Source organism: Alkalihalobacillus phoenicis (assembly GCF_047302405.1).
Lineage (GTDB): Bacteria > Bacillota > Bacilli > Bacillales > Bacillaceae_D > Alkalihalobacillus.
On record NZ_CP154853.1, the window covers coordinates 4025591 to 4043718 of the forward strand.

15 protein-coding genes are annotated in these 18128 nt (G+C 38.9%); all 15 read right to left on the bottom strand.

Translation table 11 applies throughout. The features are described from left to right. Positions 1-89: 89 nt before the first annotated feature. The 15 genes from mfd to rnmV all read right to left on the bottom strand — a co-directional run bounded on the left by mfd (position 90) and on the right by rnmV (position 16855). The gene (gene mfd, locus AA0017_RS19005) at positions 90-3629 is read right to left on the bottom strand and encodes a transcription-repair coupling factor (protein WP_413376995.1); all 3540 of its coding nucleotides are present in this window, start codon (positions 3627-3629) and stop codon (positions 90-92) included. A 319-nt stretch (positions 3630-3948) separates the two neighbouring features. Beyond that, complete coding sequence (locus AA0017_RS19010; RefSeq protein ID WP_413376997.1) at positions 3949-4179, bottom strand: anti-sigma-F factor Fin; 231 nt, start codon at positions 4177-4179, stop codon at positions 3949-3951. A gap of 187 nt (positions 4180-4366) precedes the next feature. Beyond that, positions 4367-4924, bottom strand: a complete 558-nt coding sequence (gene pth, locus AA0017_RS19015; RefSeq protein ID WP_413376999.1) for an aminoacyl-tRNA hydrolase — start codon at positions 4922-4924, stop codon at positions 4367-4369. A 98-nt stretch (positions 4925-5022) separates the two neighbouring features. Beyond that, positions 5023-5649 (bottom strand): 50S ribosomal protein L25/general stress protein Ctc, encoded by a 627-nt coding sequence (locus AA0017_RS19020; RefSeq protein WP_413377001.1) that lies wholly within the window; start codon positions 5647-5649, stop codon positions 5023-5025. Positions 5650-5757: 108 nt separating this feature from the next. Further along, the gene (locus AA0017_RS19025; protein ID WP_413377003.1) at positions 5758-6708 is read right to left on the bottom strand and encodes a ribose-phosphate diphosphokinase; all 951 of its coding nucleotides are present in this window, start codon (positions 6706-6708) and stop codon (positions 5758-5760) included. Between the two features lie 33 nt (positions 6709-6741). Next, entirely contained in the window at positions 6742-8097 is a 1356-nt protein-coding gene (gene glmU / locus AA0017_RS19030; RefSeq protein WP_413377004.1) for a bifunctional UDP-N-acetylglucosamine diphosphorylase/glucosamine-1-phosphate N-acetyltransferase GlmU, read from the bottom strand. Between the two features lie 290 nt (positions 8098-8387). After that, a complete protein-coding gene (gene spoVG / locus AA0017_RS19035) occupies positions 8388-8681 on the bottom strand; it encodes a septation regulator SpoVG (protein WP_045487693.1) in 294 nt (97 codons plus the stop codon). Between the two features lie 198 nt (positions 8682-8879). Further along, positions 8880-9257 (bottom strand): RidA family protein, encoded by a 378-nt coding sequence (locus AA0017_RS19040; RefSeq protein ID WP_413377006.1) that lies wholly within the window; start codon positions 9255-9257, stop codon positions 8880-8882. Then, positions 9254-10108, bottom strand: a complete 855-nt coding sequence (gene purR, locus AA0017_RS19045) for a pur operon repressor (RefSeq protein WP_413377008.1) — start codon at positions 10106-10108, stop codon at positions 9254-9256. Before purR ends, AA0017_RS19040 begins: the two co-directional genes overlap by 4 nt. 67 nt (positions 10109-10175) lie before the next feature. Continuing rightward, positions 10176-11027 (bottom strand): 4-(cytidine 5'-diphospho)-2-C-methyl-D-erythritol kinase, encoded by an 852-nt coding sequence (gene ispE, locus AA0017_RS19050; RefSeq protein WP_413377010.1) that lies wholly within the window; start codon positions 11025-11027, stop codon positions 10176-10178. A 1615-nt stretch (positions 11028-12642) separates the two neighbouring features. Continuing rightward, positions 12643-12828 carry a small, acid-soluble spore protein, alpha/beta type gene (locus AA0017_RS19055; protein ID WP_413377012.1) on the bottom strand — a complete coding sequence of 62 codons (186 nt, stop codon included), beginning with the start codon at positions 12826-12828 and terminating at the stop codon, positions 12643-12645. Between the two features lie 109 nt (positions 12829-12937). Further along, a complete protein-coding gene (gene veg / locus AA0017_RS19060; protein WP_413377013.1) occupies positions 12938-13201 on the bottom strand; it encodes a biofilm formation stimulator Veg in 264 nt (87 codons plus the stop codon). Positions 13202-13614: 413 nt separating this feature from the next. Beyond that, on the bottom strand, positions 13615-14484 hold the full coding sequence (gene yabG / locus AA0017_RS19065) for a sporulation peptidase YabG (RefSeq protein WP_413377015.1): 870 nt from the start codon (positions 14482-14484) through the stop codon (positions 13615-13617). A gap of 941 nt (positions 14485-15425) precedes the next feature. Continuing rightward, positions 15426-16301 (bottom strand): 16S rRNA (adenine(1518)-N(6)/adenine(1519)-N(6))-dimethyltransferase RsmA, encoded by an 876-nt coding sequence (gene rsmA, locus AA0017_RS19070; RefSeq protein ID WP_413377017.1) that lies wholly within the window; start codon positions 16299-16301, stop codon positions 15426-15428. After that, positions 16298-16855, bottom strand: a complete 558-nt coding sequence (gene rnmV, locus AA0017_RS19075; RefSeq protein WP_413377019.1) for a ribonuclease M5 — start codon at positions 16853-16855, stop codon at positions 16298-16300. Before rnmV ends, rsmA begins: the two co-directional genes overlap by 4 nt. Positions 16856-18128: the final 1273 nt, after the last annotated feature.

The following is an 18128-nucleotide window of genomic DNA, read 5'->3' on the forward strand; positions in this document are numbered from 1 at the left end:
GAATTTGTTTTCTTATTTTGCGTTTTTTAACCACATTTTCTTACAAAACTAGGAAACACCAACATCATTTAGTGCTCTAAACAGAAACTTTAGGACGATTGCTGTACTTTTCTTTTACGAGCCTTTTGAATTCCAACGACAATTTGTTCAAGATAGTCGACAATCTGGTCATCATTTAACGTCTTCGTTTTAATCGCAAATTTAATTTTCTGACCAGATGTTCCTAATGAAACCTCTCGACCTAATTTATTGACGATCTCAAACAATTTCGTTCCATCAATCATACTTGAGCTCTCTTCCGCTAATAACATCTGAATCGAATCTTTGCTCTCTACAATTTGTTCTACTTTTAAATCGTTTGATAACAGCTTAATTTTTGTTAAACGTAATAAGTATTCGACGTTTTTCGGATAGTCGCCAAAGCGGTCAATCATTTCATCTTGTAAATCTTGAAGTTCTTTTATTTCCTCGATTCCTTTTACACGTTTATACATCTCAATTTTTTGTTTCGCATCTTTTATATACGACTCTGGAATATAAGCGTCTATTTTGACATCGAGCTCTACATGGAATGGTTTTTCCTTTGGTTTATCGCCTTTACGTTCTTCAATCGCTTCTTTGAGCATTTGAGAATACAAATCAAAACCAACCGACTCAATAAAGCCATGTTGCTGGGAACCTAACAAGTTACCCGCTCCCCGAATCGTTAAGTCACGCATCGCAATCTTAAATCCTGAGCCGAGCTCCGTAAACTCCTTGATCGCCTGTAATCTTTTTTCGGCGACTTCAGATAAAACCTTATCCCGTTGATACGTAAAATAAGCATACGCGACCCGATTAGATCGTCCAACTCGTCCACGAATTTGATAAAGCTGTGATAGTCCCATTTTATCAGCATCATGAATAATCAACGTATTTACATTCGGAATGTCTACACCTGTCTCAATGATCGTCGTCGTCACGAGCACATCACTATTTCCTTCTAAGAAATCAAGGATCACTGCTTCTAACTCACGCTCATTCATTTGACCATGAGCATAACTAACCTTGGCATCTGGGACTAAGCTTGAGATTTGCTCCGTCATTCGCTCAATGTCTTCCACTCGGTTATATAAGAAATAGATTTGGCCACCACGTGTCAACTCTCGTTCAATCGCCTCTCGAATAAGGGCTGCATTATTTTCAACAACGTATGTTTGGACGGGAAAACGATTTTCTGGAGGTGTTTCTATAACAGATAAATCACGTACTCCTAACATCGACATATGCAATGTTCTTGGGATTGGCGTCGCCGTTAATGTTAAAACATCAATATTCGCCTTCAACGTTTTAATTTTCTCTTTATGCGTAACGCCAAATCGTTGTTCCTCATCGACGATTAATAAACCTAAATCTTTAAATACGACGTCCTTGGATAAAAGTCGGTGCGTCCCAACGACGAGATCGATTGAACCAGCCTTTAAGCCTTTTAATGTCGTTGTTTGTTCTTTTCTTGAACGGAAACGACTTAAGACGCCAATGTTAATTGCGTACTCCGAAAAACGTTCCTTAATTGTTTCATAATGCTGTTGAGCCAAGATCGTTGTTGGAACAAGAATCGCGACTTGTTTCCCATCATTAATTGCTTTAAAAGCCGCTCGAATTGCGACTTCCGTTTTTCCATACCCTACATCGCCACATAAAAGACGATCCATTGGTCTTTCTTTTTCCATATCCTCTTTAATTTCTTCGATCGTTCTTGACTGATCTTCGGTTTCCCTATATTGGAAGGACGATTCAAATTCCGCTTGTTCAGGACCATCTTTACTAAAAGCGTATCCTTTACTCGCTTCCCTTTCCGCATATAGTTTAATTAAATCATCGGCAATATCTTCAACAGAGGATTGGACCTTCTTCTTAACCTTTTTCCAGTCACTCCCACCAAGAGCATAAATTTTCGGCTCCTTTTCTTCCGAGCCGACATATTTTTGAACTTGGTCAATTTGTTCAACTGGAACATAGAGCTTATCGTTACCTGCATAACGTAAATGCAAATAATCTTTATGCAAACCATTAAACTCTAATGTTTCGACCCCTAAATATTTTCCGATCCCATGATTAGTATGAACGATTAAATCACCAACTTTTAACTCTGAATAGCTCTTAATACGTTCGGCATTGGAGATTTTTTGTTTTCTTGGGGCCCTTTTCGTCTGTTTTGTAAACACTTCTTCCTCTGTTATGACAATCAGCTTTTGAAGAGGGAGTTCAAATCCGCTATGCAACGTTCCCGTCATAACATGAACCATACCATTTGTGAGCTCTGTTTTTTGCTCAACGACTCGAACGTCTATTCCTTCTTCCTCTAAATTCAAGGATAAACGATTCACTCGCTCTTTTGTTCCGGCCATAAAAACAATCGCATATCCTGCCACTTGCCACCTTTTTAATTCCGATTCGAGCAATTGCATCTGTCCATGAAAATGCTGCATCGATTTACAATTAAAATTAACAATATTTTGTGGATTCGTTGATGGCACATGTTTAATAAATAACGATAAATAATTAAGTGGAAAAGTTGACTTTCTTAATTCTTCAATGGCATCGACTGATAATGTTACACCATGAACAATTTCTCCTTGCTCTAATAAAGCGGTACTCCACCCCGCTTCTTCTTTTTGTAAGGATTCTGCCATTTCTTTGACCCGACTCATCTCGTCCACAAAGACGACCGTATCCTCTTCCATATACGAAATAATCGAATGAATGGCATCGTAATAAATAGCCATATATTTATACATACCTTGAAATGGAGTCTGTTGTTTTAACTGTCCAATTTCATACGAAATATGACGAGAGATCTTTTCTTTTGTTTCCGTTTTTCTTACTTTTTTAATACTTGCATGCATTAATTCCGATAAGGCTACACTCGCACGCTCATAATCATCTTTGTATAATAAGATTTCTTCAGCCGGACCAATTGTGATTTCTGCAAGTTCTTCTTTTGAACGCTGATCATCAATGGAAAATGTTCGAATTGAGTCAATCTCTGTATCAAATAACTCCAATCGAATCGGATCACTTTCCGTTAAAGGATATATATCAACAATCCCACCACGAACACTGACTTCACCTGGGGAACTCACCATATCAACACGTTCAAAACCTATGGTAATTAACTTTTCTAACAAAGTATGAATTTCACCAATATCATCAGCTCTTTTTAAATGAAGCTGGCTCAGACGCCAGTATGAAGCCGGAGGTAATAAACGCCTCATCCCTGCAAGAGGCACGATGACGATTCCTTTAAAACCACTTATTAATTTATTTAAAACATCGATTCGCTGAGCTTTCATCTCTGGACTGGCGATCGCGATTTCAGCTGATATTAATTCATTAACTGGATAGAGCAGAACTTCTTCTTCTGACATAAGCTCCACTAAATCCTCATATAACTTTTGAGCTTGGTATAGATTATGGGTCACAACTAATTGAGAACGCTTTGTTTCTCGATAAAGCGTTGCCATGACAACTGTTCTTGCCGAACCAGATAGCCCTGAAAGCAACTGTTCTCTTAAGCTAGAATCGATTCCATCTACAACCGCTCTAATCTCCTCATTATTCCTAATATAATTTTGCAATCCTAACATCCTTTTCCCCCTGCTTTCAACATGATTCCTCAATCTTTAGATTCGATCGCTTTATAAAAAGACATCCACATTCCCTACTAACATTCCTTTTCAACACTAGAAAAACAAACATTTTTTTACACTTTTTTAACCTGTGCTGATACATAAAACGTACTCTTTAAAGCTTATATATATTCCTTTTTGCTTAGATAAACCCTTTTATTATCAAAGAATGAATAGTGCGACAAATGAACAGAAAAACGCTTTGGCTTGTTTGCCAAAGCTTCTCTGCTCTTCTACTTATTCCCGTACATGACGAAAAAGTTAGAATCGTTACAGATTATTGAATAAATGAATCGATTTCATGGAAGGTTGGATTAATCGTTAACGCATCAAAACAATCTTCACAAATCGTTTTCACTTGTATATCTCCATTTGTTTGATAAGCTAACACGTTCTCTCGTTCTTCTGGATTTAGCTGATCAAAACCAAGAGTTAAACTATCCACTTTTTTCTCATCAATTTGGCCAATTTTCATCTCACAATGGCGGCATTGGTAAAAGATCGCCATTGGCAACCCTCCTTTGATTATAACTAGTTCCCCCTTGCAAATAAAGTGAATCTTCCATCTGTACGTTTATTATTCGCAAATAGATGGTTAGACGAATGAATCCAGTAAACATTATTACTGTCTCTTTTTTTGAAAGAAGTTTTTTTATGATTAGTATGAACTAGTTTTACGGAGGCTATTCGACCACTTAATTAAACTTATTCATCACTTCTAAAAAAGAAGCACTCGTCCAAGCTTCAACCGCCTTAGTTGCTTGTTCAATCGATTCAGCGATGGCTTGACGTTCATCTGGATGATACTTCCCTAAAACATACTGAACAATTGGTTCCCCGTTTTTCGGTCGATCTACCCCAACACGAATTCGGTTAAATTCCTGTGTTCCCAAATGTTGGATTAATGATTTAATACCATTATGCCCACCAGCACTTCCTTTTTTTCTTAAACGAATTTTTCCAGCAGGTAAATCTAAGTCATCATATATAACCACTAGATCTTCTAGTGGAATCTGAAAATAATCCATTAAAGGTCTAACCGATTCACCTGATAAATTCATATATGTAAGCGGTTTTAATAAGTACACCTTCTCGCCATTAACGACACCGGTACCATAGATCCCTTTAAATTTTGCTTGATTCAGTTCAATCCCTAATGTTTTCGCACACGAATCAATGATATCAAAACCAATATTATGCCTTGTTCCTGCATATTTTTCGCCTGGATTTCCTAGCCCAACGATTAACTTCATTGAATACCGCCCCTAACACTCGTTCATTCAGTAAAAGGTATAGTCAGAAGACTATACCTTTTACGATTTATTTTATCATGTTTTTAAGTAAATGTTACTTATTCATCGTCAGATTTTTCATTAATTACTTCTGGTTCTGCCTCAGCCTCTACTGGTTCGTCTGGATCGACTTCTGCTGCAGGAGCCTGGACGGTTACGATCGTTTCCTCATCTTCATTTTTAATGTCGACAGAAACTCGATCACGGATATCGGCAATTTGGATGGCATCACCGATATGTAAAGATGAAATATCGACTTCGATGTTTTCTGGAATGTCTGAAGGTAAACAATGTACAACAACAGTATGCATCATATGAGCAACGATTCCACCTGCATTTGCTCCAGGTGAGTCTCCTATTAAATGAATGGAAACCTCAGCTTCAATTTCAGATGTCATATCGACTTCAAAAAAATCAGCATGAACAAACTCATTTTTGATAGGATCCGTCTGTAAATCATATAGCATGACTTGATGTTTTTTGCCTCCATCTACGTCCAATGAGAAAATTCCGTTTTTCCCCACTTCACGAACTGTTTTTAAAAATTCAACAGACTCGACGGATACGGGTTGACTATCAATTTTATTTCCATATAAAACACCTGGTAAAAAGCCTTCTGTACGTAACTTTCTTGTCGTAGAACCTTGTAAGTTTTCACGTCGATTTGCTTTTAATACTGTAGCCATTTTTATCACCTCAAGTTAGATTTACACAAATATTCTCTCTACATATGTGTTCCCCTAATCAATGAGATTCAAACCCGTTTTCAAAAAAATACTGGAAGTTTCTAGTGCTTAATCAAATAATGTACTGACTGAAGCATGTTCATGGACACGAATAATCGCCTCTGCCATAAGTGGCCCAACCGATAACGGTGTGATTTTATCGATTTGTTTATCTTCTGGTAAAACAATTGAATTAGTCACGACTAGCTCTTTAATTTTAGAGTTTTTAATACGTTCAATTGCTGGACCTGATAAAACAGGGTGTGTACAGCAAGCATATACTTCTTTTGCCCCATGCTCAATTAAAGCATTTGCAGCTAAAGTAATCGTTCCAGCTGTATCAATAATATCATCAATTATAATCGCGGTTTTTCCTTCAATGTGACCAACGATATTCATAACTTCAGATACATTCGGTTTCGGACGACGCTTATCAATAATCGCAATCGGTGCTTTTAAACGGTCCGCCATTTTACGAGCACGTACTACACCACCGTGGTCAGGAGAAACGATTACAACATCTTCTAATTGTTTTGCTTTAAAGTAATCAGATAAAATAGGAACACCCATTAATTGATCAACTGGAATATCAAAGAATCCTTGAATTTGAGTGGCATGTAAATCCAAAGTTAAAACACGAGTCGCACCAGCCGTCTCTAATAAGTTCGCTACAAGTTTAGAAGTAATTGGCTCACGAGCACGAGCTTTACGATCTTGACGTGCATATCCATAATAAGGCATGACGATATTAATCGTTTTAGCCGATGCTCTCTTCAATGCGTCAATCATAATTAATAGTTCCATAATATGCTCATTTGCCGGAGCTGACGTCGATTGGATTAAATAAACATCACAACCACGAATACTTTCTTCAATGTTGATTTGAACTTCCCCATCACTAAAACGCATAACTGAACTTTTACCCATTGTCACACCAATATGTTCAGTTATTTCATGGGCTAACCCTTTATTAGAATTTAACGTAAAAACCTTTAAACTTGGATCGCTATATTTAGGCATGTCGTTCCCTCCACAATTTTCGTTCAGATAAAGTTATTTCTGATAATTTTCTTTGTTTGTTTGTCGTGCACGCGCAATCGATAACGCATGACTTGGTACGTCATCCGTAATCGTTGATCCTGCAGCAACTAATGTATCCGCCCCAACTGTAACGGGTGCAATTAAATTAGCATTACAACCAATAAATGCTCTATCTTCAACCTTGGTTAAATACTTGCTTTTTCCATCATAGTTAACCGTAATCGCTCCACAACCAAAGTTCACATCTTCACCGATTTCGGCATCACCAATATAGCTCAAATGGGAGGCTTTACTTCCTTTACCGATGGTTGCTTTTTTCACCTCAACAAAATTCCCTATTTTTACCTCATCTTTCAAAATAGATTGAGGTCTAATATGGGCAAAAGGACCAACTTGTACTTCTTCACCAATCTCACTATCCGAAACAACGGATTGTCTTATGACCGTCCTATTTCCAATACGGCTATTTTTTAATTCACTATTAGGTCCAATTACACAGTCCGCACCAATAATCGTCTCACCATCAATCATCGTTCCTGGATAAATAACCGTGTCTGCACCAATCATAGCATCTGTTGAAATATACGTTTGATTTGGGTCGATAATCGTAACCCCAGCTCTCATCCATTTTTCATTTGTTCTTTTTTTCATAACCGCTTCTGCCGCACTGAGAGCGACACGGTCATTAATACCCATTGTTTCTTCCATCGTGTTGGCTTGATAAGCGGCAACTTTACCACCATTTGATTGAACAATCTCAATGACGTCTGGCAAATAATATTCACCTTGAGCATTGTTATTCCCCACTTTTTGTAAGGCCGCAAACAATGTTTCATTATCAAAACAGTAAGTCCCTGTATTGATTTCGTTCACTTTTCTTTCTGCTTCTGACGCATCTTTATGTTCAACAATTCGTTCAACAAATCCTTTTTGATTTCGGATGACCCTTCCATACCCAGTAGGCTCATCAGCAATGGCCGTTAATACAGTAATTTTTGCTGATTCCTTTTCATGAGCTTGTAGTAACTGGTCAATCGTCTCTTCTGTTAAAAGTGGTGTATCTCCACATAAAACAACTGTTGTACCTTTTTTATCCGCTAATAATTGTTCCGCTTGCATCACAGCATGACCGGTCCCTAATTGCTTCTCTTGAACAACATAAGAAACTTGATCACCAAGCACTTCTTGAACGACTTCTGCACCATGACCTACAATGGCTATCTTTTCGTCAAAGCCTACACGATTTACTTGATCCACTACATGCTGAACCATTGGTTTTCCACAAACAGGATGAAGGACTTTGTACAGCTTCGATTTCATACGTGTACCTTGACCTGCTGCTAATATAATAGCATATCGATTACTCATTGCATCCTCCCAAACGAACCTTTTTTTCCATTACGAATATATCTCAAAATCGCTTCTATTTCAAGGTGAAAGCGAACCTGATTTTTTTTGGTGAGTACAGTGTCACGCAAAATACATATATAGGGTTAATTTAAGTAACTCTTCTAATAATTTGAATTTATACCAAACTAGGATAAACCACTGAAAACTCCTTCTAGTATATCACTATTTCTACAGGAGTCTTCCGGTATCCCACTACCACATATTACTAAGCAAAAAAAAGCCTCACTGTAAATAGTGAGACTTATTGTTTAAGAAGCACCGGCTTCTTCATATTCAATTCCATCAAACTCTCCAACTCTTTCATACTCTTCTAACACAGCTGTTTGAATTTTCTCACGTGTTTGAGAAGAAATTGGGTGAGCAATATCACGAAATTCTCCATCTGGAGTACGTTTACTAGGCATTGCCACAAATAATCCATTATTGCCGTCAATAACACGAATATCATGGACAACAAACTCATGGTCTATCGTAATCGAGGCAATTGCACGCATTCTGCCTTCTGTGTTGACTCTACGTAATCTCACGTCAGTTACTTGCATGTTGGGGCCACCACCTATATTTTGATTATTCTTGTAATTACATTTCGAGATCAATTTAGGAAATCCTTCTTAAAAATGAGAAAAATTCTCCTTTTTTATCAATTTTTTATTTTTGGACCTAATCAATATGGACTAATAACCAAAAAAAGCTGTGCTAAAGTCCATTTAATGACCTTAGCACAGCCTAATTATGATAATTTATGTTGTCACAAGTGCAATAACCTCAATCTCCACTAGCACATCTTTAGGGAGTCTTGCCACTTCTACACAAGAGCGGGCAGGTTTATGCTCTGAAAAATATTCTCCGTACACTTCATTAATTAACGGAAACTCATCCATATTTTTAATAAACACAGTCGCCTTCACTACTTGTTCAAGTGAAGAACCCGCTTCTTTTAAAACTGCTTTTAAATTTTGGAATACTTGATGAGTTTGTTCTTGGACATCGCCATTTACCAAATCGCCATCTGCCTTTAACGGAATTTGACCTGAACTAAAAAATAAATTATTGACGACAATTCCTTGTGAGTATGGTCCAATCGCATCTGGTGCTTCTTTCGTATAAACTTTCTTCATGAGTGATTATCCCCCTTTGGTATAGAAGCAAGCTGGTCCAATACATTGCCTGCCTCAACTTTAATCATTTTTTCTTGTACATTTATATCAGAAATTCTAGTTAACGAAATATATTCATCAACTAATTTTTCTTCTACCTCTACTGATTCAACGAGAACACCGATTCCAACTAATTCCGCTTCAAATTCAGCTAATAAATCGATCATACCACGGATCGTACCACCAGCCTTCATAAAATCATCAACAATAAAAACCCTAGCTCCAGGAGCAATACTTCTTCTTGCTAAAGTCATCGTTTGAATTCGATTAGAAGAGCCAGAAACATAGTTAATACTAACCATTGATCCCTCTGTAACTCGATGGTCTCTACGAATGATACTTACAGGAACATTTAAATAGTCTGCTACCGCATAAGCGAGAGGAATTCCTTTCGTTGCGACTGTTAAAACGGCGTCGATTTTTTTATTAGCAAGAGCCCCGGCAAATAAGCGACCAACCGCCTTATTAAATCGTGGACTTCCTAACACATCCATCATATACAAGTATCCACCAGGTAAAATTCGATCAGAAACAGCCAATTGTTCAATGATTGTATTGACTAATTCAACCGCTTCCTCCTTGCCTACTTTAGGAATATACTTTACTCCCCCACTTGCTCCTGGGATCGTTAATAAAGAGCCATAACCTTCATCTTCAAATATATCTTTGACGATTACTAGATCTTCACTGATCGAAGACTTCGCCGACTGATAACGCTCCGCAAAATGAGTAAGTGAAATTACCTCGTGTGGATGTTGTAGAAGAAAATAGGTCATGTCCACTAATCTTCCACTTCTTTTCAGTTTTTTCATAATACCTCCACGAAATCCGAATATTTATAATAAACATACCATTAATGTACGGATTTTATCAAGTCTTTTAGCCAAGTAGACGAACCGCATACACATCACTACAAAATCCTTTTAATCCATTGTATACACGATTTAAACGAGACTCTTTTTGCACAAGCCCAAAAACAGTTGGTCCACTTCCACTCATCAAGACACCATCAGCCCCGAATTTAAGCATTTGCTCTTTGATCTTTCTCACCTCTGGATATAAATCAAGGGTCACACTTTCTAATGTATTATGAAGCCCCGCACAGATGCTTTGAAAGTCTTGATTTTCTATCGCTTGTATCATTTCTGGTGTATTAGGGTGTACAATCTCACCCACGTTTAAACGATTGTATATGTCTGCTGTGGATACACCGATAGGCGGTTTAGCTAATATTACCCAACATGGTGGAGGCGAGGCAATCTTTTCAATTTTCTCTCCTCTTCCTGTAGCCAAAGCGGTACCACCATAAATACAAAAAGGAATATCAGAACCAATTTTTGCTCCTAGCTCTGCAAGTTCATCTAAACTAAGACCTAGAGACCACAGTTGGTTGAGACCTTTTAGAGTAGCCGCCGCATCACTACTTCCACCTGCTAATCCAGCAGATACAGGGATCCTTTTTGTAATATAGATCGAAACACCACGAGTAATGTTACAGTGCTTTCTTAATATATCAGCTGCTTGATAGGCTAAGTTACGATGATCATTCGGAACAAAACCTTCAGACACATCAATGACAATCTTTCCATCCTCTCGATCGGATAAATCAAGTCGATCAGCTAAATCAACCGTTGTCATAATCATCTCTACTTCATGATAACCATCTGAGCGTTTTTTCAATGTATCAAGCGTCAAATTAATTTTCGCTGGGGCTTTAATCGAATACTTCAATATCGTCACCTTCTATAGTTTCCATTTGCTTACGTTATTTTATCACTTGTTTAATCAACATACCACCTTCAATACAAACAAGCCATAAAGAACTTCCCCACCCAAAATTCATGTGATCGTTAGACAAAAAATTCTCCCTTTAATGAATTATTCGCTAAAGGGAGTTTCATTCTAGTCTTTTTAATTTATAGATACATAGATTTAAGATAACTTTTCAACCGTTTCTTCTTTTGCATTCTCTAACATCTCATTAATCGATTCAATATATTCTTGTAAACTCATTATCAACACTCCTTATGATTGATTGGTAGTATTATTATTCCACCTACAAGAAAGTTTAAACCTTCCACCGCTAAATAATTTAATTATCTGATAATTTATAAACTCAACTTTCGCAGCGTATGATTGACCCTTAACCGTTGATAGAGATTGACTTTACATGAACGACTCAATCGTTGACAGTCTGAACACATCTCTTCGTTTGCTGTTGAAGGAAACTGTGCAGTAAAATGAAGAGCTTCGGCGGTCGCTACCAAAACCATACTCCGCGTCCTTGCCGAGAACCTGGCGAGCCTCCTCGGTTTATTCGAGGCCACTGAAAAAGTTCTGTGAGTTACAATAGGGTTGGATGATTTGGCTTACTCCGCCAGCTGCATACCCTACGCGTTCCGCGGGTGAACCGGGAGCCTCCTCACTCATCGCTGCGGGGTCTCCCGTGTTTCACTTCTCCCGCAGGAGTCTCCGGGTATTCCGCTGGCTCCGTTTTGGTCAAAGAAAAACCAGCTGAGCCATAATAGATCATCTAATGAATCACCTAATTATTTGAGATTCTTCCCCGGTAAAGGTGAGAATAAGACTTTTTCAGTAAGCTCGGTTTATTCCTGCGGGAGTCTCCGTATGGTTTTGTCCGCTAAGTGTAGGGGAGATGCTTGATGATAGGGCTCTTTCCAAATCAGCTATTTTTAACGCAGAAGGACCTTCTTCTTCCCTTTGTTGGTTATGAAACTAAATAGGGAGTTGCCACCTATTTTTTCCTAAGTCTGTAGTCATGAAAAGACAGGATAAACAAGCTCGATCATCTAGCTAATGTACAGAGCATCCACACTGATTTGTTTACAACTGTAACGGAATTAGTCATGGAAGGAGAAAAATCATTCTCAAGCTACTGTACTTTGAAGTAAGGACTATTTTTTATTCAATGAGAAAACTGAACCTAGATTCGATTCCATGATCTAGCGGACAAACAGACACGGAGACTCCCGCCGGAATAAACCGTCCAATGAGACCCCGCAAGCGTGAAACGCTGAGGAGGCTCATGAGGTTCCGGCAGGACGCGGAGTGTCTGTTTGGGAGCGACAGCCGGAGGGCAGCATATTATTTTTTTCTTGATGCACAGTTTATCCGTTTTGTGTGATAGTTCGTTCTCGCTTTTCAAACGTGTCAAAGGCATTTGTTTAAGAGCTTCCCTTTCGCTCTGCCAACTAGTTGAACGGATTTTCTCGATGCGGAAGTTGAGTTATAAACTTATCGCCGATGATATTTCTGTTTTTATTCAAAAAGAAAACCTATCCCAAAAGGAAACCCTTTTGAGATAGATTCTTGTCGTTGACCTATATTATTTTGACTGTCGTTGGTTCGCTAACTGCCCTTCAGCAATTTCTATGGCACGTTTAACCATATTCCCTGCATCTCTTGCTCGTATACCGCCCCAACCTTCCTTTTGTACGGTATCATAGAAACCAAGCTCTTTCGCCAATTCTTCTTTAAATGGTTCAGACATGACTCCTCTTCTTCTACTCAAGGAAAACAACCCCTTTTTTTAATAAGGAACAACGACACCTTTAGTATGTCTTCATAAAAAAAAAATAAACTTCCTGTATTTACTAAATACAAGAAGTTGTGTGATGCACTTATGCCCTTATAGCCCCATTTTCGCCTTCTTCACAAAACATTAATTCTACAGATTCTGTTAAAACGTCTGCATAACTATAAGAAACGCGTTCAAACGCATTTTGTTGTTCATCTAATTTGACGATGAACACTGAAGGATATGTTTCCTCAAGAAGACCAGACCGTTCCATCGTTTTACGACGCCCACCGTTCGCCTTAATTGTAATTCGTTTTCCAACATTTGCATCTAAAGCTCGCTTGATGTCTACCAACGTTTTTCCCATTTGTACACCCCACCTCACTCAATTACTATTTTACACCATCCTACAAAAAAAGTCAAATAAATTTTAAATTATATCAATTGGACAAGAATGTTGTCAACAACTTTCGTCCGAAAGACCCCTAAAAATTTATTTTGCTTCTATTATTTCTATATTTTGGTCTATATCATGAAAAATATGTATGAATACGCTTCCATTTATTAGAAAATCATATCCTCGTTAAAATAAAGTCGCTTAGTGCCGGTTTATATTAATATTTAACCTTTTTTATAATTTCTTCAAATAATGTAATTAATTAAGGGGGGCGTGAACTTTTTTACTTGAACTCTAAAGCTACAGTACCTTCGTCTGACTATCTTCCCTACAAAAAAACTGTCACATCGGTCCAAGTTATCGACCATATGAGACAGTTCTTATTATTTATCTTTTTGGTTTTTTATATATGGAAGACCAATACGCATGACTCCACGGGTTTCAATTCCGCCGAGACCTTTATCTCCCGTAATCGTATTGCGAATCACATCCCATAACCCTACATGTTCCATAAATGACGTTAAACTCACTTTAGCGACGATATAAACCGGATCTAAGGCATGAATATTAATTCTTTCTGGAGAGCTTGCAAAATTCGCTCCTGCCTTAATTAATGTTTCAAAATGAGACTGACAAGCCCCAGCAAAAATAACAAGCTGGTCCCGATGCGGACAGAACTTCCGAGCAATCCTCACACATTCAGCAAAATACTTCGTATGGCGATAAGCTCGAACTTCTTCTTCCTCTCCTTTTGATTTCACATAAGCGTCATGACCTGTAATGACAAGGATATCTGGTTGCACCATTTCAAGCAAAGATTCCAATTGCTCAGGCATTTCCTTTTCCTGAAGGTGGACTCCATAAACCGGTATACCTAACTTCTGATACAACTCCGTGCATTTTCTCAAATAAAAACTATCCCCATCTATATGCAAAACACGACCTCTAAGCTCAAAATAAGATGGTTCAGTATTATAGTGGTCTGTTCCCTCATATTCACTCCGTTGCTTCATCAACTTAGCATCTTGCCGAAACAAACGGTACGACTTTTCCTCAACTTCTTTTACTTGCTCTCTTTTTTTAATACGCTCCTCGGCAGAGACAAGCTTTAAATCCTCTAGAGGAGCATCCGCTAGCAAGCGCATATCTTCTCCGGCCAATTCTGCCTGACCATCTACCATTTTTATCACACGAAAAAACACATCACATTTATAGGAATGACGAGCCACAATATCGCCTACTTTAATTTTCATCGATACGCCTCCCTCTCCCATAGGCTATGACAGAAACAACAAAACTGTGAATTGAAAAGAAGAGCGAAAGACGTTTGTTCACAAGTGAGAAAAAATACAGGGCTGACTAAAAAGTCGCTTTTTGACTTTATAGGCAGACCGATTTTTCTCGAACTTGTAACGCCTGCAGCTAGACAATGAAGAGCGAAAGGAAGCGGTTAGGAACGAGGAAAAATAAGAACAGCCGTGGAAGTCGCTCTTTGACTTCCTAAGGATGGGCGATTTTTCCCGAGTTCCTGCTGACTGTAGCCGGACAACGAAAAGCGGAAGGCGTTTGTTCACAAGTGAGAACACTAATGAACAACGCTAAATTCGCGACGTCCTGTGGGCAGGGCTGACCCTAAAAAGATGGACGGTTATTCTTAAGGTATATCAAGTAAGAAGAACCACCCAATAAAAAATGATGACATAAGATATAAATACGACCACATATTTTAACGTAAGCTCGACAAAAAGAAAAGAATTGGAAAGATATCGCGATAAGCTGAGTAAGGAACCTCAGCTTATTTTTGTGCTTTAGGATTCATATAACGCCGTGTTTAAACTAGCTCGGCTTTTTTTCACGCTTTACCATTCGTTACACGCCGAATTCCCGCTAGCTCGGCTTTTTTCATGCTTTTACCATTCGTTATATGCCGAATTCTCTCTAGCTCGGCTTTCTTTCACGCTTTACCATTCATTACACGCCGAATCCCCGCTATTTCGGCTTTTTTTCATGCTTTACCATCCATTACACGCCGAATCCCCTCTAGCTCGGCTTTTTTCTACTTTAGGATTCATTACCACCTCTTTGGCTTCTCCTCATATTAAAAACTATATAATTTCCTCTGCACACCAAAAAAGCGGTCTCCTACGAGTACACCCGTAAAAACCGCTTTATGGCTAACAATATCTAGCCGTCCTTATCTTAGGTGCTCTAATAAAGCATCGCTTAATGTGGCAAACTCCTCCATCGATAACGTTTCGCCCCGACGTCTCCCGTCAATTCCCGCTTGTTCTAATGCTTTTTCCACCTCAGGTTTTTGTTCCTTCGAGGCTAAATTATGAATGAGGTTGTTTAATAACGTTTTACGGCGATTGGCAAAACTCGAATGGAAAACTTTAAAAAAGAACTCTTCATCTTGAACCTGAACGGGTGGTTCTTCACGAATTGTCAGACGCAAAACGGCTGAATCCACTTTTGGTTTCGGCACAAAAACAGAAGCTGGTACAGTCATCATTTTTTCAGCCTTCGCATAAAATTGAGCGGCTATTGATAATGAACCATACTCCTTTGTTCCTGGCTTCGCTGAAATACGCTCCGCAACCTCTGACTGGATCATGACGACGATTCCGCGGATAGGCAGCTTCTCTTCTAACAATTTCATTAAAATTGGGGTCGTCACATAATACGGTAAATTGGCAACGACCATTAGATCCTGCCCTTGCTCAAACTTCTCTTCAATCGTCTCTTTTAAATTGGCCTTTAATACATCTGAATGAATAATTTCAGCGTGTGGATATGGAGCCAATGTCTCTTTTAATACAGGTAACAAACGCTGGTCAATTTCAAAAGACACAACTTTTTTCGCCTTCTTGGCAACTTGTTCTGTTAAAGCCCCGATACCAGGACCAACCTCAATCACACCTGAATCCGGTGTTAACTGAGCAGCTGCCACGATATTATGTAAAATGTTCGTATCAATTAAGAAATTTTGTCCTAAACTTTTTTTGAAATGAAACCCATATTTTTCTAATATCTCGCGCGTCCTTGCTGGTGTTGCAATGTCTTTCATCAATTTTCCTCCTCTAAATAAACATCCTTAAGAGCTTTGGCGAATTCTTGGGAACTAATATGAAACGTACGTAATCTGTTATAAAGCTGCTTTCCATTCGCATAACCAATACCGAGCCGTTCTCCTAATCGCTCACGTCTACTTTTAGCTTTCGCCCCTGCTATTAAACCTGCTTGTAATAAATCTTGTTTTGATATTTGTTCAGCCGGCTCTTCATACTCTTCCCTTACCATTTCAAGTGCTTTACGAATCGCTTCAGGTGTCGCATTTTCAACCCCTAAATTATTTCCTTTTTTTGAAAGAGCTTCTTTTTTAGGGAGGAAAGCATGTTTGCACCCACTTACTCTCGCACTAATAATTTTTCGTATTCTCTCTCCTGGATAATCAGGATCTGTTAGAATAATCACACCTCTACGCTCCTGAGCTAGCTCGATCTTAATGAGCACTGACTCATTAACAGCCGAACCATTTGTTTCAATCGTATCAGCATCGACCGCTCTTTTTATCGCTACCGTATCATCTCGACCTTCGACAACGATTACCTCTTTGATTTTCATTTGTTTGCTCCTTACAGTTTAAACCGAAATGGCCTTCCCAAACATTAAGCCACCAGATTGTACTTGATTAATCAACAAAATAGTTTCTTTAGTTTATCATTTTTTATGAAAAGTTCCTACTAGCGGCAAAAATACAGAATATTACTTACTCAACTTTCGCTCTGCCAACTAGTTGGCAGAGCGAAAGGGAAGCTCTTAAACATATGCCCTTGACCCGTTTGAAAAGCGAGAACGTACTATCACACAAAACGGATAAACTGTGCATCAAGAAAAAAATAATATGCTGCCCTCCGGCTGTCGCTCCCAAACAGACACTCCGCGTCCTGCCGGAACCTCATGAGCCTCCTCAGCGTTTCACGCTTGCGGGGTCTCATTGGACGGTTTATTCCTGCGGGAGTCTCCGTGTCTGTTTGTCCGCTAGATCATGGAATCGAATCTAGGTTCAGTTTTCTCATTGAATAAAAAAATAGTCCTTACTTCAAAGTACAGTAGCTTGAGAATGATTTTTCTCCTTCCATGACTAATTCCGTTACAGTTGTAAACAAATCAGTGTTGATGCTCTGTACATTAGCTAGATGATCGAGCTTGTTTATCCTGTCTTTTCATGACTACAGACTTAGGAAAAAATAGGTGGCAACTCCCTATTTAGTTTCATAACCAACAAAGTGAAGAAGAAGGTCCTTCTGCGTTAAAAATAGCTGATTGAGAATGGCCCTATCATCAAGCCTCTCCACGACACTTAGCGGACAAAACCATACGAAGACTCCCGCGGGAATAAACCGTGGAGCGAGACCCCGCAAGGCTTGCCGAGGAGGCTCGCAAGGTTCCCGCAGGACGCGGAGTATGGTTTTGGGAGCGACAGCCGAAGCTCTTAATTTTACTGAACAGTTTCCTTCAACAGCCTACGAAGAGATGTGTTCAGGCTGTCAACGATTGAACCGTTCATGTAAAGTCCATTTGAGTCTTGTATCGCCCTAAAGTCAATCTCTATCAACTGTTAAGGGTCAATTATATGCTGCGAAAGTTGAGTTACTTAGCTAGACTTTCTCTGTTTGTCGGTGTTTTTCCGTCTCTTTTTACACATCAACCCCGTCCATACAACTGTGAACGACATCCAAAGTAATAATCGCCAAAAGAGACTCCAAAAGAGCAATCAAAACCACCAGTGTGAACTGGTGGTTTACTCTGCGGCTGAAAGCCTTTCTTACCGGCCTAGGCCTTAAAGGCCCACTGAACCGGTTTCCCTTTTGCACCACATTCACCCACTAATTCT